This window comes from Exiguobacterium sp. R-39 (assembly GCF_049942815.1).
Taxonomy (GTDB): Bacteria; Bacillota; Bacilli; order Exiguobacteriales; family Exiguobacteriaceae; genus Exiguobacterium_A.
Genome location: NZ_CP187965.1, coordinates 2012886 through 2035725 on the forward strand (window position 1 = coordinate 2012886; position 22840 = coordinate 2035725).

The 22840-nt window shown below is 45.7% G+C and carries 27 protein-coding genes; 4 read left to right on the forward strand and 23 right to left on the reverse strand.

Annotated elements, in window-relative coordinates; genetic code table 11:
* Positions 1-11: 11 nt before the first annotated feature.
* The 8 genes from ACP26N_RS10685 to ACP26N_RS10720 all read right to left on the reverse strand — a co-directional run bounded on the left by ACP26N_RS10685 (position 12) and on the right by ACP26N_RS10720 (position 7238).
* The gene (locus ACP26N_RS10685; RefSeq protein WP_131502645.1) at positions 12-2150 is read right to left on the reverse strand and encodes a penicillin-binding protein; all 2139 of its coding nucleotides are present in this window, start codon (positions 2148-2150) and stop codon (positions 12-14) included.
* Positions 2147-2533, reverse strand: coding sequence for a cell division protein FtsL (ftsL, locus tag ACP26N_RS10690; protein WP_114595428.1), 387 nt, complete (start codon positions 2531-2533; stop codon positions 2147-2149). Before ftsL ends, ACP26N_RS10685 begins: the two co-directional genes overlap by 4 nt.
* 13 nt (positions 2534-2546) lie before the next feature.
* A complete protein-coding gene (gene rsmH / locus ACP26N_RS10695; protein WP_114595427.1) occupies positions 2547-3485 on the reverse strand; it encodes a 16S rRNA (cytosine(1402)-N(4))-methyltransferase RsmH in 939 nt (312 codons plus the stop codon).
* A 160-nt stretch (positions 3486-3645) separates the two neighbouring features.
* On the reverse strand, positions 3646-5205 hold the full coding sequence (bshC, locus tag ACP26N_RS10700) for a bacillithiol biosynthesis cysteine-adding enzyme BshC (protein ID WP_426353806.1): 1560 nt from the start codon (positions 5203-5205) through the stop codon (positions 3646-3648).
* A gap of 25 nt (positions 5206-5230) precedes the next feature.
* On the reverse strand, positions 5231-5587 hold the full coding sequence (locus tag ACP26N_RS10705) for a DUF3397 family protein (protein ID WP_131502647.1): 357 nt from the start codon (positions 5585-5587) through the stop codon (positions 5231-5233).
* Positions 5584-6405 carry a ketopantoate reductase family protein gene (locus tag ACP26N_RS10710; RefSeq protein ID WP_131972481.1) on the reverse strand — a complete coding sequence of 274 codons (822 nt, stop codon included), beginning with the start codon at positions 6403-6405 and terminating at the stop codon, positions 5584-5586. The genes ACP26N_RS10705 and ACP26N_RS10710 overlap by 4 nt, the downstream gene beginning before the upstream one ends.
* Before the next feature lie 87 nt (positions 6406-6492).
* On the reverse strand, positions 6493-6666 hold the full coding sequence (gene rpmF / locus ACP26N_RS10715; protein ID WP_012370841.1) for a 50S ribosomal protein L32: 174 nt from the start codon (positions 6664-6666) through the stop codon (positions 6493-6495).
* Positions 6667-6713: 47 nt separating this feature from the next.
* Positions 6714-7238, reverse strand: a complete 525-nt coding sequence (locus tag ACP26N_RS10720; protein WP_114595423.1) for a YceD family protein — start codon at positions 7236-7238, stop codon at positions 6714-6716.
* Positions 7239-7393: 155 nt separating this feature from the next.
* Between ACP26N_RS10720 and ACP26N_RS10725 the strand changes: the two genes are divergently transcribed.
* The gene (locus ACP26N_RS10725; RefSeq protein ID WP_131972480.1) at positions 7394-8545 is read left to right on the forward strand and encodes a tRNA(Met) cytidine acetate ligase; all 1152 of its coding nucleotides are present in this window, start codon (positions 7394-7396) and stop codon (positions 8543-8545) included.
* Here ACP26N_RS10725 and ACP26N_RS10730 read toward each other — a convergent pair.
* Genes ACP26N_RS10730 through ACP26N_RS10750 form a run of 5 tightly spaced genes read right to left on the reverse strand, consistent with a single transcriptional unit; the run spans position 8518 to position 11351 of the window.
* Positions 8518-9516, reverse strand: coding sequence for a SepM family pheromone-processing serine protease (locus ACP26N_RS10730; RefSeq protein ID WP_131972479.1), 999 nt, complete (start codon positions 9514-9516; stop codon positions 8518-8520). The two genes, ACP26N_RS10725 and ACP26N_RS10730, sit on opposite strands and share 28 nt — an antisense overlap.
* A complete protein-coding gene (gene coaD, locus ACP26N_RS10735; RefSeq protein ID WP_131972478.1) occupies positions 9513-10007 on the reverse strand; it encodes a pantetheine-phosphate adenylyltransferase in 495 nt (164 codons plus the stop codon). Before coaD ends, ACP26N_RS10730 begins: the two co-directional genes overlap by 4 nt.
* A complete protein-coding gene (gene rsmD / locus ACP26N_RS10740; protein ID WP_426353807.1) occupies positions 10004-10573 on the reverse strand; it encodes a 16S rRNA (guanine(966)-N(2))-methyltransferase RsmD in 570 nt (189 codons plus the stop codon). The genes coaD and rsmD overlap by 4 nt, the downstream gene beginning before the upstream one ends.
* Before the next feature lie 54 nt (positions 10574-10627).
* Entirely contained in the window at positions 10628-10885 is a 258-nt protein-coding gene (locus tag ACP26N_RS10745; protein ID WP_114595418.1) for a YlbG family protein, read from the reverse strand.
* Between the two features lie 25 nt (positions 10886-10910).
* Positions 10911-11351: a YlbF family regulator gene (locus tag ACP26N_RS10750; RefSeq protein ID WP_131972476.1), complete on the reverse strand. Its 441-nt coding sequence runs from the start codon at positions 11349-11351 to the stop codon at positions 10911-10913.
* Between the two features lie 101 nt (positions 11352-11452).
* On the opposite strand from ACP26N_RS10750, the gene ACP26N_RS10755 reads away from it, so the two are divergent.
* Together ACP26N_RS10755 and ACP26N_RS10760 are read left to right on the forward strand one after the other, a co-directional pair.
* Entirely contained in the window at positions 11453-12220 is a 768-nt protein-coding gene (locus tag ACP26N_RS10755; RefSeq protein WP_233494513.1) for an ATP-grasp domain-containing protein, read from the forward strand.
* 110 nt (positions 12221-12330) lie between these two features.
* Positions 12331-12681, forward strand: coding sequence for a YugN family protein (locus ACP26N_RS10760; protein WP_012370850.1), 351 nt, complete (start codon positions 12331-12333; stop codon positions 12679-12681).
* Positions 12682-12838: 157 nt separating this feature from the next.
* On the opposite strand, the gene ACP26N_RS10765 is transcribed toward ACP26N_RS10760, so the two are convergent.
* From ACP26N_RS10765 to cyoE, 9 genes are all read right to left on the reverse strand, one after another.
* On the reverse strand, positions 12839-13096 hold the full coding sequence (locus ACP26N_RS10765) for a hypothetical protein (RefSeq protein ID WP_114595416.1): 258 nt from the start codon (positions 13094-13096) through the stop codon (positions 12839-12841).
* Positions 13097-13104: 8 nt separating this feature from the next.
* Positions 13105-13710, reverse strand: a complete 606-nt coding sequence (locus ACP26N_RS10770; protein WP_114595415.1) for an SCO family protein — start codon at positions 13708-13710, stop codon at positions 13105-13107.
* Between the two features lie 12 nt (positions 13711-13722).
* Complete coding sequence (locus ACP26N_RS10775) at positions 13723-14184, reverse strand: DUF420 domain-containing protein (RefSeq protein WP_114595414.1); 462 nt, start codon at positions 14182-14184, stop codon at positions 13723-13725.
* Between the two features lie 18 nt (positions 14185-14202).
* The gene (gene ctaG, locus ACP26N_RS10780; RefSeq protein WP_114595413.1) at positions 14203-15108 is read right to left on the reverse strand and encodes a cytochrome c oxidase assembly factor CtaG; all 906 of its coding nucleotides are present in this window, start codon (positions 15106-15108) and stop codon (positions 14203-14205) included.
* A gap of 130 nt (positions 15109-15238) precedes the next feature.
* Positions 15239-15568, reverse strand: coding sequence for a cytochrome C oxidase subunit IV family protein (locus ACP26N_RS10785; RefSeq protein WP_426353808.1), 330 nt, complete (start codon positions 15566-15568; stop codon positions 15239-15241).
* Between the two features lies 1 nt (position 15569).
* Positions 15570-16199 (reverse strand): cytochrome (ubi)quinol oxidase subunit III, encoded by a 630-nt coding sequence (locus ACP26N_RS10790; protein ID WP_012370856.1) that lies wholly within the window; start codon positions 16197-16199, stop codon positions 15570-15572.
* A 1-nt stretch (position 16200) separates the two neighbouring features.
* On the reverse strand, positions 16201-18069 hold the full coding sequence (gene ctaD, locus ACP26N_RS10795) for a cytochrome c oxidase subunit I (RefSeq protein WP_026827913.1): 1869 nt from the start codon (positions 18067-18069) through the stop codon (positions 16201-16203).
* A gap of 34 nt (positions 18070-18103) precedes the next feature.
* Complete coding sequence (coxB, locus tag ACP26N_RS10800) at positions 18104-19135, reverse strand: cytochrome c oxidase subunit II (RefSeq protein ID WP_114595411.1); 1032 nt, start codon at positions 19133-19135, stop codon at positions 18104-18106.
* Between the two features lie 64 nt (positions 19136-19199).
* Positions 19200-20132 (reverse strand): heme o synthase, encoded by a 933-nt coding sequence (gene cyoE / locus ACP26N_RS10805; protein WP_188004533.1) that lies wholly within the window; start codon positions 20130-20132, stop codon positions 19200-19202.
* Positions 20133-20457: 325 nt separating this feature from the next.
* Between cyoE and ACP26N_RS10810 the strand changes: the two genes are divergently transcribed.
* A complete protein-coding gene (locus ACP26N_RS10810) occupies positions 20458-21351 on the forward strand; it encodes a COX15/CtaA family protein (protein WP_114595409.1) in 894 nt (297 codons plus the stop codon).
* Positions 21352-21415: 64 nt separating this feature from the next.
* Here ACP26N_RS10810 and ACP26N_RS10815 read toward each other — a convergent pair whose 3' ends face one another.
* Complete coding sequence (locus ACP26N_RS10815; protein WP_188004534.1) at positions 21416-22771, reverse strand: cryptochrome/photolyase family protein; 1356 nt, start codon at positions 22769-22771, stop codon at positions 21416-21418.
* Between the last annotated feature and the right edge of the window lie 69 nt (positions 22772-22840).

The window sequence follows — 22840 nt, forward strand, 5'->3', positions numbered from 1 at the left end:
ACCGCTGTTTCTTACTCTTTTGGTTCAGCGAGTTCCACCGTCAGCTTTCCATTTTCTTTCACTAGTGTACCAGTTCGTGCCGATTGTTTGGTTACAAAACCTTTACCAATCACGTCTAACTTTAAATCGTAGAGACTGACAAGTTTTTTAACATCCCGTTGTGACCAACCGGTGATATCAGGCATTTTGAACGTCCGTCCTGTTTTAAAAAGGACACGTTCCCCGCTGACGAATTCTTGTCCGCGCGTCGGTATTTGTGAGACGACTTCAACCCCGTCACCGAGAACGACCGGTACGGCCCCCTGTTCCTTCGCCATCTCTTCTGCTTGATTCATACTTTTCCCAATGTAGCTTGGAATGATTTTAGCTTTGACATCCACCGACTCTTTTTGAGTCGCAGGTTTGATGCTTCGATATTGCAAAGCGGTATTCATGACACTTTTGAAGACCGGACTCATGATACTCGGTCCGGAAACCGAAGACTCATTTTTCGATGGCCGGTCGACAGCGATGTACATGATCAATTCGGGATCATCTTTTGGCGCCATTCCAATAAAGGAATGAATAAACTGTCCTTGGATGTATTTTCCGTTTTCTGAAATCTGTGCCGTCCCTGTTTTTCCGATGACACGATAATCTTTCAGCTTATACATTTGTCCAGTACCGATTTTACTGTTGACGACACCATCCAACGCTTCACGGGTCGCTTTTGCCGCTTCCGCAGAAATCGGTTTTCCGACCACTTCCGTTTTTGCTTTATACGGCGCTTTATCCGTATGGTCCGCTTTTTGGATAATATGCGGTTTGACCATCTCACCGTTTCCGGCAATTGCTGTCGCCCCTTGGAGAATCTGCATCGGCGTCACTGCCGTCGATTGTCCCCATGATGTAATCAACGTATTCAACGGTTTGGACAGATCAGATTGGCTGTTTACTTCACCCGAAATATCTATACCCGTTTTTTGATCAAAATGAAACTTCTTGAAATAGTCTTTATACCGTTCGATTCCAAGCTTTTCAGCTGTCAGGATCGAGAACATGACGTTTGAGGAATGGTAGACCCCTTCAATCATCGGGATTGTTCCCCAACCGACATCATTGTAGTCTTTGATGACAGTTCCCTTATAATTGTAACTCCCTGATTTATACGGTTCGTTCGGACGGAAGACACCTGCATCGATGGCAGCAGCCAACGTAAAGATCTTCATTGTCGATCCGGGTTCAAACCGTGAGGAGACAGCAAAATTCGTAAAATCCGTCATATCGCGTAAATTCGGATTAAACGACGGACGATCCGTCATCGCCAAAATTTCGCCTGTCTTGGCATCCATTACGATTCCTGTCGCATTTTTAGGTTTGTATTCGTTGTACATCTTTTGCATCTGTTTCTCGAGTGCTTGCTGGATCCGATGATCGATGGTCAGATAGAGGTTCGATCCGTCTTTCGGCTCATTTGAAATTTTCGAAGTACCTTGAACCAGTTCTCCGCCGCTGCGATCTTTTTCAAAGACACGGGAACCAAACGATTCACGTAAAGCCTCATCATACTGTTTTTCGATACCCATCTGTCCTTTTAAGACGACCCGTCCGTTATCCTCTGTGATTTTCTGGACGAACCCTAACGTATCGGACAGGAAAATCCCGTTCGGATAATAGCGCTTCGGTTCTTCGATCAATCGAATCCCCGGCAGCTTCAACCGATCAATCTGTTCTTTCTGATCAACCGTCAGATCATTCCCTTTTTTACCGAATTCGATTTGGGAACGGTTTTTATTTTCAATCAGATAGGTTTCCAGTTCTTTAACCGACATGCCGAGAATCGGCGCAAGTCCGGTCGCTGTTTTCTTAAAGTCGACCACTGTCTCATCCGGATCTTTTTCCCCGCCTAACCGGTAGACGGCGACCAAATGATAGGACGGGATGTTAATCGCAATCGGCGAGCCCAGTCGGTCAAAGATTTCTCCACGTTCTGCCGGCAGTGTGGCCTGGGACTCCCAACGTTTTTTTTCCGCGTAGACAAGCATGTCTTCCCCGTGGAATTTCTTTGTCGTCGATAAGTACAAAAAGCGTGAAATGAACACCAAAAAGAGAGCAGCAAATATCAACATGACAATGGCTACTCTCCGTCGGGATTTAGATAGTGGATTCATTTAGGAATCACCTTGATGTTCCCTTTTCGCATATCAAGACCTTGTTCTTTCGCAATCTTGTAAATTCGTTCTGGAGAGCTTAAGTTGGTCACTTCGAGTTGAAGACGTTCATTTTCTTTCTTCATCTCTTGCGTGACTTGATTTTCCTTCGCGAGATCCCGGCTTACATTATACGCTTCGTTATGAGCGCCAATCGTCATACTGCCGAAAAGGACGATTCCGCCAATCATCGCACTGTACAAAAACTTCTCAAATGGATATAGACGATATTTCGGACGAACCGCAACACGACGTGCGATATCTTCCGTCTTACGTGGTTCTTGGATAGGTTGCTGCCGAACGGGTTCCATGGTTTGCATCGGCTTGCGAAGTGGCTCTGCCATTTGAATGCTCCTCTCAACTTTCCTTCATTTTTTCAACGATTCGTAACTTGGCAGAGCGTGATCGACGATTGTCATCGAGTTCATCATCTCCTGCTGTAATCGGTTTTCTTGTCACCAGGCGTAGTTCCGGTTCAAACTCTTTAGGAATCATCGGTAACCCTTGCGGAAGCTCAGGTAACGATGACTTCTCTTTGAACGCTTGCTTACACATACGGTCTTCAAGTGAATGGAAGGTAATGACACATAGGCGTCCACCAACAGCCAATAAATCAATTGCTTGATAGACGGCGCGGTCGAAGACATTCAATTCATCATTTACAGCAATCCGAATCGCTTGGAACGTCCGTTTTGCCGGATGCCCCCCTTTGCGGCGGGCCGGTGCCGGAATCGCATCTTTGATCAATTCGACTAGTTCAAACGTCGTTTCAATCGGTGCGATTTCGCGTGCCTTCTCAATCTTGCGTGCAATCTGTTTGGAGAACTTTTCTTCCCCATATGTAAACAAAATTCGAACAAGGTCGTTATACGGCCACTCATTGACGACTTCATATGCCGATAGCGATGACGTTTGGTCCATACGCATATCGAGTCGGGCATCAAAGTTGTAGCTGAATCCACGTTCGCCTTCGTCTAGTTGTGGAGAAGATACACCGAGATCAAATAAAATCCCGTCCACTTTTGTCACAGATCGTGCTGCTAATTCTTCTTTTAAATGTACGAAATTACTTTTTATTAAAGTAAAGCGACCTTCATACGCCGCGAGACGTTCTGCTGCATGTGCCAGTGCGACATCATCCTGATCAAACGCGTACAGATGTCCTGTCGTTAACTGTTTGACGATCTCTTCACTGTGTCCTGCTCCACCTAACGTACAATCGACATAAATCCCGTCAGGTTTGATATTCAGCCCTTTAATGGACTCCCATTTTAATACTGTTTCATGCTCAAACATGTGCTGCCTCACCTTTCACTGTCCAAACTGGACGTTACTCTTTTTCAATGTATCATATTCTTTCTTGAAAACGTTACGAAAATGAGACAGTTTCCTTGATTTTTTGAACTTTTATGTATCTTTCGTTAAAAAAACAAAAAAACCTGCTGATTTCGCAGGTTTATAGCATGATTTTCAATTGTTCCGCCTCAGTTTGTTCATATTGCATCCGCAAGGTCTGAACTAAATTCAAACCATAGCGATTCAGCCAAGGTAAGATCGAATGAATCCGTTCCTGGGGTGCATAATCGGGTGCCAATTGATATTGGAGTGCCCGATCCGACCGATTCGTTTGTTCATGAAGACGCCGTTTTTGTTCGACAATTGTTTCCAAGGCCAGCTGCAGCTGTTTATTGAGCTTCGTTGCGACAGCCGTCGTCTGCAACTCCTGTTTTTCAATCCGGGTGACTTCTTCGACCAGGACCGCACCTAACATGGTCGAGTCATGCAATTGGCGTTTAATCGCAGTCGCATCGAACGCTGCGAGAGGGACACCTGCCTGAAGCGCTTGTTCAAGGCTCAGACCATGACGCCGAAGCCCTTTCTCTTCCTTTGCCTGCAACATGACGGCCCCCATCCGTGGAATCAACAGCGGCATCGTCCAATCGAAGTGATGGAATAATGGTCGTAGTCTCGTCCAATATGCAATTTCACCCGGTCCTCCGATATAAGCGAGTGTCGGGAATAAGTAATCTTGCATCAACGGACGTGTGACGACGCTGTTTGAAAAACGTTCCGGGCTCGCATAAAGTAATGCCAACAGTTCCAGTTCCGTATAGGTCTTCCCTTGTTTCGTCACAAAATCTTGGCCCGGGTATAACAAATCGCGTCCGATATCCTCAACAAAGAGGTGGGCCGCTTCTTCATTTAGAAATGTATCCGGCAATTCGGTGGTTTGTTGGATACCTTTTGATAAGGCTTGGCGGATTTCGGTATTGTCTTGAATCAGCCGTTCGAAAAACGGGATTTCAAGTTGACGGACTGCTTGCGTATCCGCGTCAAAGAAGATGATATCGTGATCGACAAGTTCTCCTAAGAAAGAAGCGAAAAATTCTCCATATGTCGAACTGGATTCGATTAACCGGTCCGACAATGCCAACAATTCTTTTGTATACGGCGTCTCTCGTTCAGTACATAATGCCTGACGTACGATTTCCTTAACGGCTGTCTGATCAAAGGCCAAACGGCTGACAGAGCGCGAAATCGAGTCCGGCGCCTGGACGGCCAGCTTCCGCGTCCGGAAATCATGTGTCGGGACGATCAGATGATTGATTTCATCAAAATCATGGTCTTCGGTTGCCAACCAGAAGATCGGGAAAACCGGGCGACTGATCAGTTCTTCCGTTTGGCGGGCAACCTTTAGACAGGTCAGCAATTTATAAACGGCGTACATCGGACCGCCAAAGATTCCGGTTTGTTGACCGGTAATCACAACTTGCGCCTCACCTGTCCGCAACAGTTCGAGACGGCTCTTCAAGCTGTCGTTCAACCGAGGATTTTGCCGCAACAGTTCGTCGACAAGCGGGTTCAGATGCGGATACTGCCGTTCTTGTAAAAGGCTGCTCCTTGCCCGCATTCCTTCTGTTCCAATATGATCAACGTATTTCGAAAATTCCTGGCGAGAGGCTTTATGCATCAATGAATCTTCGTCATACAAGGCATGAAATGATTGTACCTTCAAACAAAATCCCTTCTTTCTGACAAAATCAATGAATGAACAGTTGTTGAATTCCGATTCCAAACAGCATCAACTGAACTGGAAGAGCAATCAAGATTGTAATCCGCCAACTGTGTCGTATCATTTGTATATAATCCACGTCCACTTTTTTGATGCGTTGCCATAAGGCGTTGACCGCAAAAATCAAGAGTACGGCAATCAATAACCATCCTAAGTAATTTTGACCTGTCAGTGCAATCAACGCGACATGAATCCCATACAATACGATGAATGTACCTAAATCAAGTGCAAACCGAACTGCTTTTCCATGTTGGCGAAAGACAGCAAAAAAAATGATATATAGACTAACCAAGCTGAAGACTGGAAAGATAATAAACCACGTCACATCGAATCCCCTCTTTTTTCCTGAGATTTAATCTGATGAAAATAAAAAGTCAGTAAGGGCGTCGGATTCATCGCGTGTTCCAGGACAAAACCGACAATCGGTTCAATTTCTGTCTGTCTTCCCCGCTCTAGATCTTGAAGCATCGACGAACGATTCAATGCGGTCCGTCTGATGACCTGTGCGATTTCTTCATAACTGATCGGATGCTCTGGAAAGACGTTCCGTAACTCTTCAAAAATACCGTGTGCCTTTTCAGCATAGGGCGCTTCCAACAATTGACCGTTTGTAATCCGGTAATAGGCTGTTAATGGATTGATGACCGCATTCATGAATAATTTCGTTAACATGACCTGCTCGATATTCGGAACATACTCAAACTGTAACGGTGTGGCTTCAAGCATCGGAACAGGTACTCGTCCGTAGCGGATGCGTCCCATCCCGGTATGTTGCACCGCGTATCGTCCCGTTCTCATGGCACCGTGTTCGACGATTCCGAACAAAGCATACTGTACCCGCTCTGCTTCTTTCACATGCCCCATTCCGTTCTGTAAGAACATGACCGGCATCTTTCCGGTCGTCAGGTAAGGCATCACACTTTTTATATCATACGACTTTGTCGTCACGAACACCAAGTCTTGTGACTCGAATTGACTAAGTGGCCGTACCTCTACCGGTTGGCTGACTTGGTCATCCCGGAGGATGGTGATGTCGTGCCCTGTCGTTTGTCTCGTATAGAGTGTCACATGGTGTTGTTCTGCAAGGTAGGACGCGATTAACAATCCAATCGATCCGGCACCGATGATTCCTATATTACTCATCCGCTCACGCTCCTTCTTTCATCAAAAAAAGCGACCTGTCAAACCGATTGCTCGATTCTAGGGTCGCTTTTATACCGATCATTCAGCTTACTTGCTGACGATTTCTTTACCTTTGTACGAGCCACATGCTTTACAAACGCGGTGTGAAAGTTTCATTTCACCACAGTTTGGGCACTCGACCATACCTGGTACACGGAGTTTGAAATGAGTACGGCGAAGACGTTTGCGTGTTTTCGACGTTCTGCGGAATGGTACTGCCATCGTTGTCCACCTCCTTGAAAAAATACACTCGTCTTTTTATGAAAAGATTAGGAATCCTGATCTTTTTTAAAGAACTGAGCGAGACCCGCAAGTCGCGGATCAATTTTTGGTTCAGTTTCTTCTGGCGCTTCTTCAGAGAGAACCGTCCAGCCTTCCCCTTGAACCAACTGATTTTCTTCATCATCCCCATGCACTTGCACTGGCACATGAAGTAAAATCAATTCTTGCACGAGTGGTTGAAGATCAACCGTATTCCCGTTCGGTAAGTTGATCTCATCCGAATCACTCGGAACAGCATCAACCTCGAGCAGGAACGACTCGATGGATTCAATCTCGAACGGGTACGCGACGTCACTCAGCGTCCGGGCATCCGGAAGCGTCATTTCACCTGTAATCCGGAGATTGAATATTAATTGATTCGATGTAAACGATGCATTTGCACGAACGTGCACAGGTTGCACCGCCCGGATATCCGGATGGAGGGCGATAAGCTCAGGAAGCTCAATCGTCTCGTTAACCTGAAGTTGACCCAGATTGCGCAATTTATTCAATTGCATCAGGGACCATTTCATCCGAATCACCTCAATTGCAACAATATGAATTATAGAGAGGACATCTTGTTTTGTCAATGTTTTTTCTTTACACTGAAATCGCTAGAGAACGAACACTTTTGGACGTCTTCATCCATATTACCGCACTTAATTCGGTTTGCAAAGGAGAAAGTTTCATGAGAATGACTGCAATTATTTCTGAGTACAATCCGTTTCACAATGGACACCTTTATCAAGCCAAAATCGCACGCCAGGAAACCGGTGCTGATTTGATCGTTGCGATCATGAGCGGGACGTTCACACAACGCGGGGAACCGGCCTTTACAGATAAATGGTCGCGCGCGCAAGCAGCTGTCGCAAGTGGTGAAATCGATCTCGTTCTCGAACTTCCATTTTATTTCGCTGTCCAACGGGCTGACCGGTTCGCCCTCGGCGGGGTAACGATTGCGGAGACCATCGGAGCCGAAATTTTATCGTTCGGGAGCGAATGTGGTCAGTTAGCCTCTTTCATCCATGCCGCTGCTGAAAATCATGAAGCGAGTCCACGTTATCAAGAATTGGTCCAACAAGGATTAGCGCGCGGACTGTCTTCGGCAACAGCCGCCAGCCAAGCATTTCGGGAAATGACGACAACCCTGGACTTGACGACGCCGAATAATACCCTCGGCTACTATTACGCACGGGCTGCCTCTACGATTACCTTACACACGACTAAACGAATCGGGAGCGGCTATCATGACCTTTCGATCGGTGACATCATGAGTGCGACGGCCATCCGCGCCTACTATGCCAAACACCACTCGTTAATCGGTTTGCCGGCAATGACCGCTGAGACGCTGCAGAACGCGGTCTTCGCTTCATTTGAGCCCTACTATCCGTTTATCCGCCACCGCCTTCTGACAACCAGTCTCGATGATTTAACGCAATTTAACGGGATTGATTCTTCCTTGGCTCCGCGATTGATTGAAGGAGCACGCAAAAACGAGACGTTTGACGACTTCATGGCTGCTGTCAAAACGCGTCGTTATACCCGGACGAGCCTTCAACGCGCCCTGATTTACGTATTGACCTCAACTAAGGCAAATGAGATTGACGAGATTGCATTTGACCGGATTGACTATGTGCGTCCGTTAGCATTCAATGATAAAGGACGCCTCGCTTTACGCGAAATCAAACAACGGGTCCCGGTCATCTCGACATTCGAGAAACATCCTTGGCTCATCAAAGAAAGCCAAGTCACAGCAGCCTATGCTGTGCCCTTGGCTCGTTATGACGCGCTCGAAGAGCATCGCCGTTTTGCTCATTTCGCCGGCAACGCTTCTAAATAATCCAGTGCATCTTCCACTGTCTTGATCGGGACGAGTTTCATATTCGTCTCGATTTTTTTTATGGACGGTTTAGCTTCTTTGTAATTTTCACCGGACGGGACAAACATGATTTCTGCATCCGCTTCGTCTGCTGCCACAACTTTTTGCCAGGCGCCGCCGATCGGACCGACTTTTCCACCTTCTTCAATCGTACCTGTCCCGGCAATTTTATACCCTTTCGCTAAGTCACCCTTCGTCAGTTGGTCGTAAATCTCGAGTGTAAACATCATCCCAGCCGACGGACCGCCGACATCCTTGACGTTAAAATCGACTTCTGGATCCGTCTTTACCGAAGACATCGGAAGCGGCTCATAAATCCCCAGTCCAACTCGCTCTGATTCCTTCGTCAGCTGACTGACTTTGATATTCGTTTGTCGTTGTTTTTTGTTTCGTAGGAACGTCAACTCTACTTCCGTCCCAGCTTTTTTACTGCTGATCGTTTCCATGAATCCGCTCAATGAAGTAATCGCTTCGTCACCAACCGCCGTGATTTGGTCCCCCGCTTTTAACTTCCCGTCTGCCGGACCGTCCGGAATGATGCCAGATACATAAATGCCCTTGAAATCGACCGTCGCCTTCTTCCCTGCGAGCTCATACCCTTCAATCGTCGCGTTATGCTGGGCTTCTTCCATGTAAAGCTTCTGACGTTTCTCATACTGCGTATCTGACTCACCGTCATACAAATAGTCACTGACACTCGAACGATCCGCAAACGGCAAAAATAGGCTCTCTACGAGAAAATACGGAGTCGCCCGGCGCTGGGCAATCGTTAACATCATTAAATCCCCCGGCTCCTTCGTCGCTCCTTCGACATCAATCAATTGCTCCGTCGAGGTCGCATCTCCGGGATAAGAGATAAAATACGGAAGCGGAACAAAAAAAGCAATCATCGCTGCGAGTACAGCGGCCAGTGCCGGTTTCCAAGCTTTCATCTCAATTCTCCTTTGCTGTATTTATGACGTAATGCTTCTTCGACGGCAGGAGGCACAAGTCCGGCAACGGAGGCTCCGTATTTTGCGGCTTCCTTGACAATCGATGAACTCAAAAACGAATATTGGTTATTTGTCATCATAAACAAAGTCTCGATTTGATCATTCATTTTTTTATTGATTGAGGCGACCTGCATTTCATATTCAAAATCCGATACGGCACGTAATCCACGGACGATGACGTCGGCTCCGACCTCCGAAGCATAATCGACGAGTAACCCGTTAAAGGAATCGACTTTAATGTGCGGTAAATGTTCCGTCACTTTCGAAATCAGCTCCATTCGTTCACGCACCGAAAACAGCGGTTGCTTGGAGGAATTGTTCAGTACGGCAACGATTATTTCGTCAAAGATTGGTGCTGCCCGTTCAATGATATCAAGATGTCCGTTCGTGATGGGATCAAAACTCCCGGGACAGATGGCGATTCGTTTCATGCTTGTTCCTCCAGTTCTGTAAATTCATACAATGTAATTGAGATGACCGTAGAGTACCGCAGACGTTTGATGACCTGTAAACGACCGATTTCATCCGGTAACTCCGTCTCCGTTCCATGTTCACAAATAATGACGCCATTGTCTGTCAGCATGTCATGTTGATCTATGTACGCCACTTGGTCAGCAAGTTGCTCCTTCGCATACGGTGGATCAAGAAAAATCAGTTTAAAAGGTGACTCGCCCGAAAGTTCCAATAATGCCACCGTCACGTCCTTCTTTAAGACGCGGCTGCGCTCTGTAAAGCGGGTTATCTCTAAATTTTCTTTGATTGTTTGAATCGCTTTGAAATGTTGATCGACAAAAACTGCTTCATCACACCCTCGTGATAATGCCTCGATCCCAAGACCGCCACTGCCGGCAAATAAATCGAGTGCCTTTCCTCCGTCAAAATACGGTCCGATGACATTAAACAAAGACTCTTTGACTTTATCTGTCGTCGGTCGTGTCTGATCCCCCGGTACAGCTTTGATTCGCATCCCTTTTCGTTCCCCTGATATGACCCGCATGCATTCTCATCCTTTCACAAAAAAGCGACGAGGATGACCTCATCGCTCTACCTGTTAGACTTCTTCTTGTATCTTACCTTTTTTATTTGCATAAGTTTCACTGATGAACGGTCGTTCTGATCGAATGACGCTTTCGACAAACGGTAATTCTGTAATCCGTTCAACCACCTGTTCATGTCGTTCCAAATCAACGTATAAAAAGACGTATCGTTCCCGTTTTGAAGTGAAATAGACATTTCCGAACCGACGCAATTGACGTGATGCTTTCAATGCATTGACATAGACGATAAGTCCAATTCGATCCTTGATCACACACCGTTCCTCCCTTGTGTCGTTCTTAACCGCTACAGCTGCAGCTTCCTCCAGTCGAACATCCGCCTGCGCATCCTTGATCGAAAAACGGATTTCCAGTCGGTACTTTGATTTGAGGAGAGACTTGTCCTGCCAGGACGAGACTGACTTGTCCGAGAAGCGTTTCCAATTGTTTTTCAGCTTTTTTAAACTGCGCGACTTCCTCTTGTAAATCCAGTGCACGTTTAATTTCATGTACTTTTTTTGTGATGGTTTGATAATCCGGATGATACCGGCCAAATCGTTGCACCAATTCGTACTCTTCCTTGATTCGGTTGAAGTCCCGAATCACATCCTGTGCTTGTCTTGAGTTTGCACGTGCCTGTTTTGCTAATCTATATGCTTGACCTGTTTCGCTTTGCGAGAGAGAGTATGCAAGGTCTTCCGCTGCGTTGATGAGGTCGACTGTTTTATCTGAATAAATCACAACGAATCTCCTCCTTAACTTAACCATCATATCATAACATTTATCTCGCTCCTAGCACGCTGAATTGTGTATAATTTGTTCAGAAGGAAGGAATGAATTGTATGCAATTTTTATCATTTAACATGTTCCGGACGATTGGAATCAAAACCGAACATGCGAAGTCGGATTATCATTTTGATTCATTAAATAAAATCGCCCAGGCGGATGTCATCTTGTTCCCGGAATACTGGCAGATTCATTCCATCATCTATGGAATGAAAAAACCGATTTTTCCTTCAGCAGCGACGTTCCATTTGGGTCACGATAAAATCGAAATGACACGGATTTTCAAAACCGTTATTCCCGATAATATTCCCCGGACAGAAATTTACGGAAAAAACGAATTCACGATTTCCCGTGTACTCGATCAGTTCAGTTTTCCGTTCGTCGCCAAGACCGTCCGCAGTTCCATGGGTCAAGGCGTCCATCTGATCAAAAATGACGCGGACTGGGATAAATACGTGGCGCAACATGATACGTTTTATGTACAGGAATATATTCCGAATGAAAAGGATTTACGTGTCGTCGTCGTCGGCGATCACGTTCTCGCTGCCTACTGGCGGGTCGGCGGTACCGAGTTCTTAAATAACGTCGCTCAAGGGGGTGTCCTTGATTTCGAGAACATTCCACAGGAGGCACTTGATTTTGTGCTGACGCTCGCTAAGCAACTTGATATCGATCATGCCGGATTTGATCTCATTTTCCGGGACGGTCATATTTATGTGCTTGAATTTAACGTTTTCTTTGGCGGAGAAGGGTTAAATCATCTCGGCATCCATGCACCGGATACGATTCTTGAATACGTTGAGCGAAAATACGGAAGTTCATGAATTCTTCAAATTGACTTCACAACTTTTTCTTTATCGGTTGTTTCATTATGGTATGATAGCTTGGAAAGACTAGTGTACGCTAGCAAACTGGGGTATAGGGGGATTCACACATGAAGTTTGAACAGTTCGGAATCGAAAATAAGGAAATGAAGTTTGGGTTACTCGAAACGATTATGGCGCATCACCGTTTCGTCCGTGAAGGACAATGGGATTATGAGCGTGCCATGTATGACATGAAGTACGAAAAACAATCGACGGGCGAGGTATTTTACCTCCGTATTCCGGTCTATGCCATTCAAGGTGAGATCGAGGACCGTCAAGCAGTCGTTCGGATGTTGACACCGTTACTCGGAAAACATTACTATCCGCACGGCGTCGAGTACGATGAGGAGTTCCCTCCTGAAATCGTCAAAGACTGCGAACGCCGCTTGACTGCACTACTTGAAACGCTCGAAAAATAAGCATCAAACGAATCAAAATTCACCTTTCGTGGATTTTGATTTTTTTTTGCATATCCATTTCTTAAAAAAGGTTGTAAAAAGGAGGCACCTTCTCATGAACCGAGAAAGTGCCTCCTTTACTTTTTCCGGACATCCCGCTGGAATCGATGGGTTCCGGTTACTTGGCCACCAACTGAAGATAGTCGAGCACATCTTCCCCTAATTGGAGGTTTACTTGTTCACGCAAATAGTGATACAAACCCGGAAGCCGGGTGGCGTCGACCTGGACTTTCAAGCTGAATGAAATCGAGTCTCCGGATAATCGTTTGATCCGTGCTACAGTTGCGCCGAAATCAAGGACTGTACAGAGTAAAAGTTCTTCAATCGCTTGTACGGAGACCGTCACTTCGCCTGTTACTTCATACTGCTGTTCCATCACGGTATTCACTCCTTCGCAAGTTGTTTGACCGATGTCATTACTTCCTCTAAGTCAACCGGTTCGTCTGTCGTTTTTGCCATCGAAGAAATCGCCCGGACTTTATTGTCCCGATCAAGGATGAACATCTGCGTGCCGTGTGTGACCAAGCCGCTTTCTGCTTTTGAATAATAGAAATTCAATTGGCGTGTCAGACGATCGATGACGACATCGTCTCCCGTCAAGACTTTCCAGCCTTCTGCATTCGCCTCGAAGTTGGACGCATATTTTTTCAGGACTTTTTGTGTATCCACTTTCGGGTCGACCGTAACCGCAACAAGTTCAACATCTGTTCCGTACAATTCTTCAGCACGTAACTGTTTTTCTAATTTGCGGTAATCGTTTAACGTCAACGGACAGATGTCCGGACAGTTCGAGTAGAAAAACGTCAAGACTTTGACTTTTCCATCTTCCGAACTAAACTGCTTTCCATCGACTGCATTCGTCAATTCAAACGGAGTTGGTTCCGCAATGACAGGTAATTTTTCTTTCATGAAAAAATAATAATATCCGCCTGCTGCAGCCACTAAAATCAATACGACTGCGGCGACAGTCAAATAACTGTTTTTCTTCAAATCAAGACCTCCTTAATGGTTCCAGATTGCCCGAAACACATTTGTTGTCTCTCCCGGCTCGTAGACCACGTATAAAAGACAGTAGACGATAACACCTGTAATCGCCGTTAAAAACCAAATGACCGATGCTTTCGGACCAATTTTACGGTGTTTCGCAAAGTTTTTCTTATAAGCAAAGAAAAGAGCCATCAGTCCAAGGACACCACCTGATGTGGCGAGCAGGATATGGAAAATCAAAAATCCAGTATAGTACGGTTTAATCGTATCGGGTCCTCCAAATGCAGTGTTGCCCAATAAAATCGTTCGTAACGCATACATGATGAAGAAGAGTAAAGCTAACGCAGCAGCAATCGTCATCACGAATTGGTGTGCTTTCATATTCCGGCGTGTCTGCGCAATCAAAAACCAACCGATTGCGACAAAAATCGCACTGATGACAATCAACGAGACACAAATCAACGGCAAATAACTCATGTTCCAACTTCCCCCAATTTAATCCGCTTTTGGCGAGAAGGACATACCTTCATCGACAGCAGTACTTTTAGAACGTCTGACCCATGTAAAGAACGTCAGACCAAAGAACAGCCCGTACACTAATTCTTGACCGAGTTTCATGAGAACTCCGCCAAAACGCTGGTCCTCAAGCAAATCTTTTGTTGTTCCGAATAGTCGTTCCATGTTGAGTCCACTTAAATCATTATTCGGCATACAGTATGCTAATACTTTCGCAAAAGTAGCCGGATCCTGATAGGCATCGTACTGAAAACTTTGACTAAAGATCATGAACGCACACGCCGGTGTCAACAATACACCGTTCGCCACGATATACACCATCTTCTTCAAGTCCGACAAACTGTCTTCTTCGTTGACGGGTGCAATGATCGGATACCACATCGTCATGCTGAGGAAAATCAGTGTTCCGTGGAAAATCCGGTGCACCGTATAATTCGTCAAGACATAATCAAAGATGAATGGCATGTGGTAAAACGTGAACAAGGAATTAAACAAAATCAGTGCAATCAACGGCAAAATGAAAAATCGTAATGTCCGTCCGAGATATGGCACCTCAAACAACCGTTTGAATACCCACCCTGGAATCGCCATCATCAAGAGCGGTGGCGCCACCATATACACGAATACCATCTGCAGCATATGGGCAGAGAATGTGATGTGCGCGAGGACGTCAAGCGGACTGCCAAAACCGATGTAATAGACGAATAATGCCGCAAGCATCGAAAACTTCTGCCCTAGCGTCGTCTCAGCTTCATCGGGTCGACGGATCTTTTCCGTCAAGACAGCGTATAAAACATATATACCAATCAAAAGTAATGCATAATATGGACTCCATAAAACCGTCCAGTCGAATTGTGATAAAGATCCCCTTAAGTTGCCTAACATGTTTTCACCCCGTTCCTTTTTCCTACAGATTAAGATTACCGTTCCCCTATTTCATTGTAAAGGTTTCTCATAAAACGATTCCAAAATAAAAGACCATCCTGCTAAACGTTAGCAGAATGGTCACAATTTATTACCAGATCAAAAGACGGAGTGTCGCGACGATCGTCAAGGCGACGAAGATACCGAGTGCCATCATGACTTTGATCCATGTATTTCCTTTATTGTTCATGTGCATGAACATATAAAGTTGGAGGTACACTTGCACCATTGCCATGATGATCAGGAATCCACCGGCTGCCCAATGTGGCATGAGTTCTGCCATGACCGCACCAAAAGCAATCAGTGTGAGAAAGATCATCAAAGCGAAACTTGTGAGTTGCAACTGCATCTCGCGGCTGCGATCTGCTTTCATCTCGAGTTCAACTTGATTACGTGTTAATTGCGGTTCGTGTTTTTCCATCTTATTTCACCATCCCCATGAGATAGACGACTGAGAAGATAAAGACCCAGACGACGTCAATGAAGTGCCAGTAAAGACTTGAAACATAATACTTCGGTGCGTTAACGACCGTAATCCCGCGATTCCAGTTCCGAATCAACAATGTAGAGATCCAGAGGAGACCGAACAAAACGTGTGCTCCGTGGAATCCAACCAATGTGTAGAAGGCAGATCCAAAGGCACTTGAAGTAAACGTGTGACCGATGTGGTAGTAATGGTTGAACTCATAAATCTCACCGCTGAGGAACCCTAAACCGAGTGCAAGCGTGATGATCAACCACATTTTCATTTTCTTCACATCATTACGTTTCATCGCCATCATCGCAAGAACACTTGTCAGTGAACTTGTGAGAAGGAGCATCGTCATGATGAAGACAAGACCCATTTCAAAAATATCGTAACTGCGTAATCCTTCTTTCGCACCGGAGTTGTGCAACCCGATGTACGTCCCGAAGAGAGAAGCGAACAATGTCGTCTCTCCTCCAAGGAAGAACCAGAAGGCTACATATTTATTCTTACCCTCAAGTGTTGCTTTTTCAACATGATCCGGAATACCCGTAATCGGGTTGTTTGGTACTGAATGATGTCCCATCTTACTTCGCCTCCTTTTCAGCTTCAAGGCGTAGATCTTTTTCGATTTCCGCTTTCGGGATGTAGTATCCTTCATCGTCAATCCAAGAACGGAGGAACATTGCGAAGAGTGTCATCGCAAGACCGATCAAGGCGATAATCAGACCTACTGTACCGTAGTCAAGGCGAAGAATGAATCCGAGACCGGCAAGGAATAAACCGACAGACATGACGAATGGCAGGATCGAGTTGTTCGGCATGTGGATATCGCCGACTTCTTCCGAAACCGAAACCGTTTTGTTTCCAGCCATTTTTTCGAGCCAGTATGTGTCAAGACCTTTAACAAGTGGAATCTGTGCAAAGTTGTACTCTGGAGTTGGGACAGGAAGTGTCCACTCGAGGGTACGACCGTCGCCCCAGACGTCACGTTTAACGTATTCTTTTGACATCAATGCCGCAACGATGGATACGACAAGAACGATTGTCGAGACACCCATGAAGGCTGCTCCGATTGATGACAGTAAGTTCATTGTTTCCCAGCCTTGGTTTGGCAAGTACGTGAAGACACGACGTGGCATACCAGTCAGACCGAGAATGTGTTGTGGGAAGAACGTCAAGTGGAAGCCGATGAAGAACAACCAGAATTGAATTTTACCCCAGAACTCGTTGAGCTGTTTCCCGAACATGAGTGGGAACCAGTAGTACAGACCTGCGAAGAGACCGAAGACAACTCCACCAACGATAACGTAGTGGAAGTGGGCAACTACGAAGTAGCTGTCATGGTACTGATAATCGGCAGGAGCAACAGAAAGCATGACCCCTGTCATACCACCAACAAGGAACGATGGGATGAAAGCAACCGAGTAGAGCATCGCAACTGGGAACGTCAATTTACCGCCCCATAGCGTAAAGAGCCAGTTGAAGATTTTAACCCCGGTCGGAACGGCGATCGCCATTGTCGCAACCGCGAAGATTGCGTTCGCAACCGGACCAAGTCCAACTGTGAACATGTGGTGAACCCAAACCATGAATCCTAAGAAACCGATTAACATTGTCGCAAAGACCATCGTCGTATAACCGAAGAGACGTTTACGGGCAAAAGTAGGAATGATTTCTGAGAAGATACCGAAGGCCGGTAAAATCAAGATATACACTTCCGGGTGACCGAAAATCCAGAAAAGGTGTTCCCAGATGACGATGTTACCACCGGCTGCCGGATCGAAGAAATGTGCCCCGAACAGACGCTCAAACGTCAAGAGGAACAATCCGACCGTAAGTGGCGGGAATGCGAAAACGATCAATGCTGATGCAACGAATGCTGTCCATGTGAACAACGGCATCCGCATCAGTTTCATACCTGGTGCACGCATGTTCAAAATCGTAACGAGGAAGTTAATCCCCCCCATGAGTGTACCGAAACCAGAAATCTGTAATCCGAGTGAGTAGAAATCAACACCGAGTGATTCTGGAACAGTTGAAAGTGGTGCATATGCTGTCCACCCTGCGTTCGGAGCTGCGCCGAAGAACCATGACAGGTTCAACAAAACTCCCCCGAAGAAGAACAACCAAAAACCAAGTGCATTTAAAAACGGAAACGCAACGTCACGTGCTCCGATTTGAAGCGGAACAGCAGCGTTCATATAACCGATCAACATCGGCATGGCTGCCAGGAAGATCATGGTCGTACCGTGCATCGTGATCAACTGGTTAAATAATTCACCGCTGACGAAATCGTTCATCGGTTTAATCAATTGAAAACGAATCATTAAGGCTTCTACGCCACCAACCAGAAGGAAAAACAATCCAGAGATGATATAGAGAACCCCGATTTTTTTATGGTCGACTGTCGTTAGCCAGTCCATGATGCCGGTTTTTTTCTTCGGCATACCCATAGTATGTGTCCCCACTATGATTCCCCCTTAAATATTATTGGAGCTTTTTGTCCAATAGATAGTCTGCAAGTTCGCTTAACTCTTCATCGCTAATCTTATCTTCAGAGAAACCAGGCATTTTTGTTCCTTGTTTTTCTTTTTGTGGATCGCGAATCCATTTTTCGAGATTTTCTTTGTCATGATCGAGGTATCCAGCGATACGCTGACGATCACCAAAGTTTGTTAAGCTTGGCGCGACTTTCCCGCCACCGTGACAGCTGAGGCAGTTTTGTGCGTAAACCTGCTCGCCAGTCGTCCAGTTTTTTTCATTTTTTGCATCCAATTGTTTTGTTTCTGCTTCTTTAGCTGACTTCATGTCTTTAAGCCATGCATCATAATCATCTTGTTCAAGCGCGATGACCTTGAAGTCCATCAAAGCATGCGATGGTCCACATAACTCGGCACATTTACCGTAGTACGTACCGGCTTCTTGTGCTTGTAACCACATTTCATTCTCAAGACCCGGGTTTGTATCTGTTTTACCTGAAAGAGCAGGTACCCAGAATGAGTGAATGACGTCTTTTGAAGTTAAGTTGACAGCAACACGTTTTCCGACTGGAATAACGAGCTCTTGTCCTGTTGAAACACCTTTGTCTGGATATTCGAACTCCCACCAGTACAGGTTTGCTGTAACGTTGATGACTTCATTTTTCTTCGCTTCTTTCGCATCTGCTAATTCAACCGTCGTTTTGATGGTTGGTACGGCAAGAACGACTAATAAGAGAATCGGAATGACTGTCCAGATGATTTCAAGTGTGTGATTTCCTTCCACTTGTTTCGGAACAGTGTTGTCTCCAGCTTTACGACGGAATTTCATAAGTACGTAAATATAGATGACTGCTACAATCGCAAGGACAAACAACATGACCCATAAGCTGAGCTTAATGATTTCAAGTTGCATTTGTGCGCCTTCCCCGCGAGGCTGTAGTGCGGACAATTCCGGGATTCCACAACCTGATAACAATAATGCCATCAAACCGATCGGAAGAAGCCGGAAGAGCATTTTTCCTGATTTTTTCACAACCATCCCCACTTTCTTTTCCCCAATTTTTTTCTTTCTTAATGGTGTCCGTGAAGTATGTCAAATCGTTTTAGAGAGAAACGAGTACGACCGTCACGATCCAAGCCGTGAAATAAAAGAGCGAGAAGAAAAACATCTTCGAAGCCCACTTAATCTCAGCTTGTTCTTCCTTGATTTTGAGACCTTTCAGTCCCATGTAGAGCCAGTATCCACCAAGCGCAGCCATGACAAGCATGTAAATGATGCCGTAATGCGCGAGGAGGAGTGATGATGGAACTAAAACTGCAATCCACCATACAATTTGCCGTTTCGTGATCGCAAAACCATTGACGACAGGTAACATTGGAATACCGGCAGCCCGGTACTCTTCCGTCCGTCTCATGGCGAGCGCAAGGAAGTGAGGCGGTTGCCATACGAACATGATGAGAAACAAAATCCATGCATCGATATGAAGTGTTGGAGTGACTGCCGCAAATCCAATGATCGGTGGCACTGCTCCGGAAATACCACCTACGACTGTATTGATCGTGTGTGTCCGCTTTAACCACATCGTATAGATGACGACGTAGACAAACGAACCAATCAATCCGAAAACTGCCGCGACATGGTTAACGATCAGCAAGAGAACGGTACCGGTAGCCAGTATCCCAAGTCCTAATGCCAATATCCGTTGCCCATCCATCTTACCGGTAACACTCGGTCTTCCCATCGTCCGCTCCATCTTGTAATCAATGTCACGGTCGATATAGTTATTGAGGTAACAACTACCGGCAATGACCAGTCCACTTCCGAGAAGCGTCCACAATAATGTCAACTTCGTCTGCCACAAATACAGTAGAACATCATCCGTTAAGTATGATGCTGCCACGACATAACCTGCGAAGACGGTGATGAGATTCGCACGAACGATTCCCATCTTTGCTAGGGTGACATAGTCCTTGAACGTCGGCTGATCCGATTGCTCGATCATGATGTCCAGGGTCTCCCCGTTTACTTTCGCCATGTTGTTTCCTCCTTCTAACCGTCCGCGTTCTTTCTGTACGTAGGATTCACGTATTTTCTTCACAGAAATAACACAGACACGCCACGAAACGTCCTTTTCTCTATAAAAGATACCACATATTCAAGGTCATGACGTATGAAAATACTTTCGACATAATGAACAAAATGTGAAATCTATGTGATTAACCTCACAGTTCACCATATTTACCTAATATTAGAATAGCGTTCTTCTAAAAGATTGCAAGCGTTTCGATATTTTTTATGCGATACTATTGCTAGGTATTTCAAGTATCATGTATTTTCTCTAGAAAGGTGGTGGCTGCATTTTGAATCGAAAACTTTCGATTTTTTCAGCATTTGTCACATTCACGATGATGATCGTTCTTCTCATGGGGGGGACCGTCACGAAAACAGATTCCGGAAACGGATGCGGGACCGATTGGCCGCTCTGTCATGGAGAATTGATTCCAACTAATCCAAGTGTCGAAACGATGATTGAGTATAGTCACCGCGCAGTAACAGGAGTCGTCGGTTTATTGATCATCGCCTTGTGTCTTTGGACACTTGTCGCTTTCAAAGATCGCCTGGATATCAAGATTTTCGCTTTCCTGGCCTTCATTTTCATGTTGATTCAATCCATCGTCGGTGCAGGTGCCGTCGTTTGGCAACAGTCGGATCTCGTCATGGCACTCCATTTTGGAATCTCATTGATTTCTTTTGCTTCCTTACTTATCTTGACGATCTTGATTATGGAGCGTCCCGGTCAAGAATTCAGGGAATCGGTCCCAGCGTTCTTGCGTAAACTGTTGTACGGCTTATTGATCTATACGTTAATCGTCGTTTACACAGGAGCGTTCGTCCGCCATGTCGGTGCGACGTATGCCTGCGTCGGCTGGCCGGTCTGTTCGCAACCGACGATGACGTTCGAAGCGTGGGTTCAAATGATTCACCGGATTTTGGCCGGTCTGTTGTTCTTCTATACGCTGTTCGTTCACTACACGGCGATTCGCCTGAAACACCGGACCTCGCGTACCGGTATGTTGTTCGCAACCTTCTTTATCTCTTGTCAGGTTGCAACCGGTGCCTGGATCGTTCTTGGTGGACATGCCACGTACGTTCCGTTATTACACGCATTCTTGATCACTTGCTATTTCGGAGTCATCTCTTACCTCGCTTACCATGCATTCCGGACGCGAAAAGACGATTCCCGGTTACGCTGATTAGACTTTCAACTAAAAAACAGGGAGAGGATTTAATCCTGCTCCCTGTTTTTTTTTGCACGTTTTATTTGAAACGGGCAATCGCTCGTTTTCGGGCCATGTCATGCTCGACAATCGGCATCGGATAATCGTAATCTTGTCGTTGTTGTTCCGTTGGCTCATGAATCGATGTTTTAGGTAAATCCTTGAGTTCCGGCAAATAGTGGCGGATAAAGGTTCCATCCTTATCAAATTTCTTCGACTGAGTCGTCGGATTGAAGACTCGGAAATACGGAACAGCATCCGTCCCGACCGACGCCGCCCATTGCCACCCGCCAATGTTAGACGCGGCTTCATAATCAACCAGTTTTTTTTGGAAATACCGCTCCCCTTTTTGCCAATCGACCAGTAAGTCCTTTGTCAAAAAGGACGCGACAATCATCCGCAGACGGTTATGCATCCACCCCGTCGTGTTGAGCTGTCGCATGGCCGCATCGACAATCGGATAGCCCGTTTTCCCTTCTGTCCAGGCTTTAAAGCCCGCCTCATCTGTTTCCCATTCAACCTTCGTATACTGCTCGTTGACCGGCAGTCGTTTGGACTCCGGATAATGCATCAAAATCGTGTAATAAAATTCCCGCCAAATCAATTCTGTCAGATACGTTTGTTTTCCCTTCGAACCTTCCTCCTGATTGACGGCTTCATAGATTGTCCGAATTCCGATTTCACCGGTCCGCAGGTAACGAGACATCAGACTTGTTCCGTCGACCGCCGGCAGATCCCGTTGCTCGTCATAAGAAGACAGATTGTTTTTGATGAATGCCTGCAATCGTTTCGTCGCCTGTTCTTCCCCTACACCAAAGTCAGCCTCCGATGCCGACCGTTTAAAGTAATCCAACATAAATGCATTGTTTTGACGTCGTGTATGATAACGTTCTTTCAGGAGATCCAGATTGACCGGATACGGCTTACTGATATCTTTCTTCAAAAAAGTATTTTTATATGGTGTAAACACTTTATAATAGGAACCGTCATTTTTTTTGACGGCATGTGGATGAAGCAGATGACGGTCAAGTAGACGTTCCGACTTTTTGTCACCCCGCTTTTTCATAATCCCGTCGTCACGACTCTTAAACGGTTCTACATATTCAGCGTTAAACAATAAGACATCTGCCATATCTGTCGCCTCGAGAAAATCTTTTTCCTGCCCTTCGATGAATCGAATCGGCATCCCGTGTGTTTTACAGTTTTTTGCGAAGTGTTCGAGTGCCTGAAAGAAATATTGTTGCCTCGCATCATACTCTCCGATATAGTCTGGATTCACCCAAAAAACGAACTCGACGTTTGCCTGTTCATCCTTTTCTAGATAGTCGACCGCTTGTGCCAACATGTGATTGTCCTCGATTCGAAAATCACTTCGAATCCAGCAGATGATGTTCATATTCGTGCCTCCCTAAAATAATGATGAACGAAAAGCAGGCAATCCGCCATGCGTTTTGCCTGCTTTCGT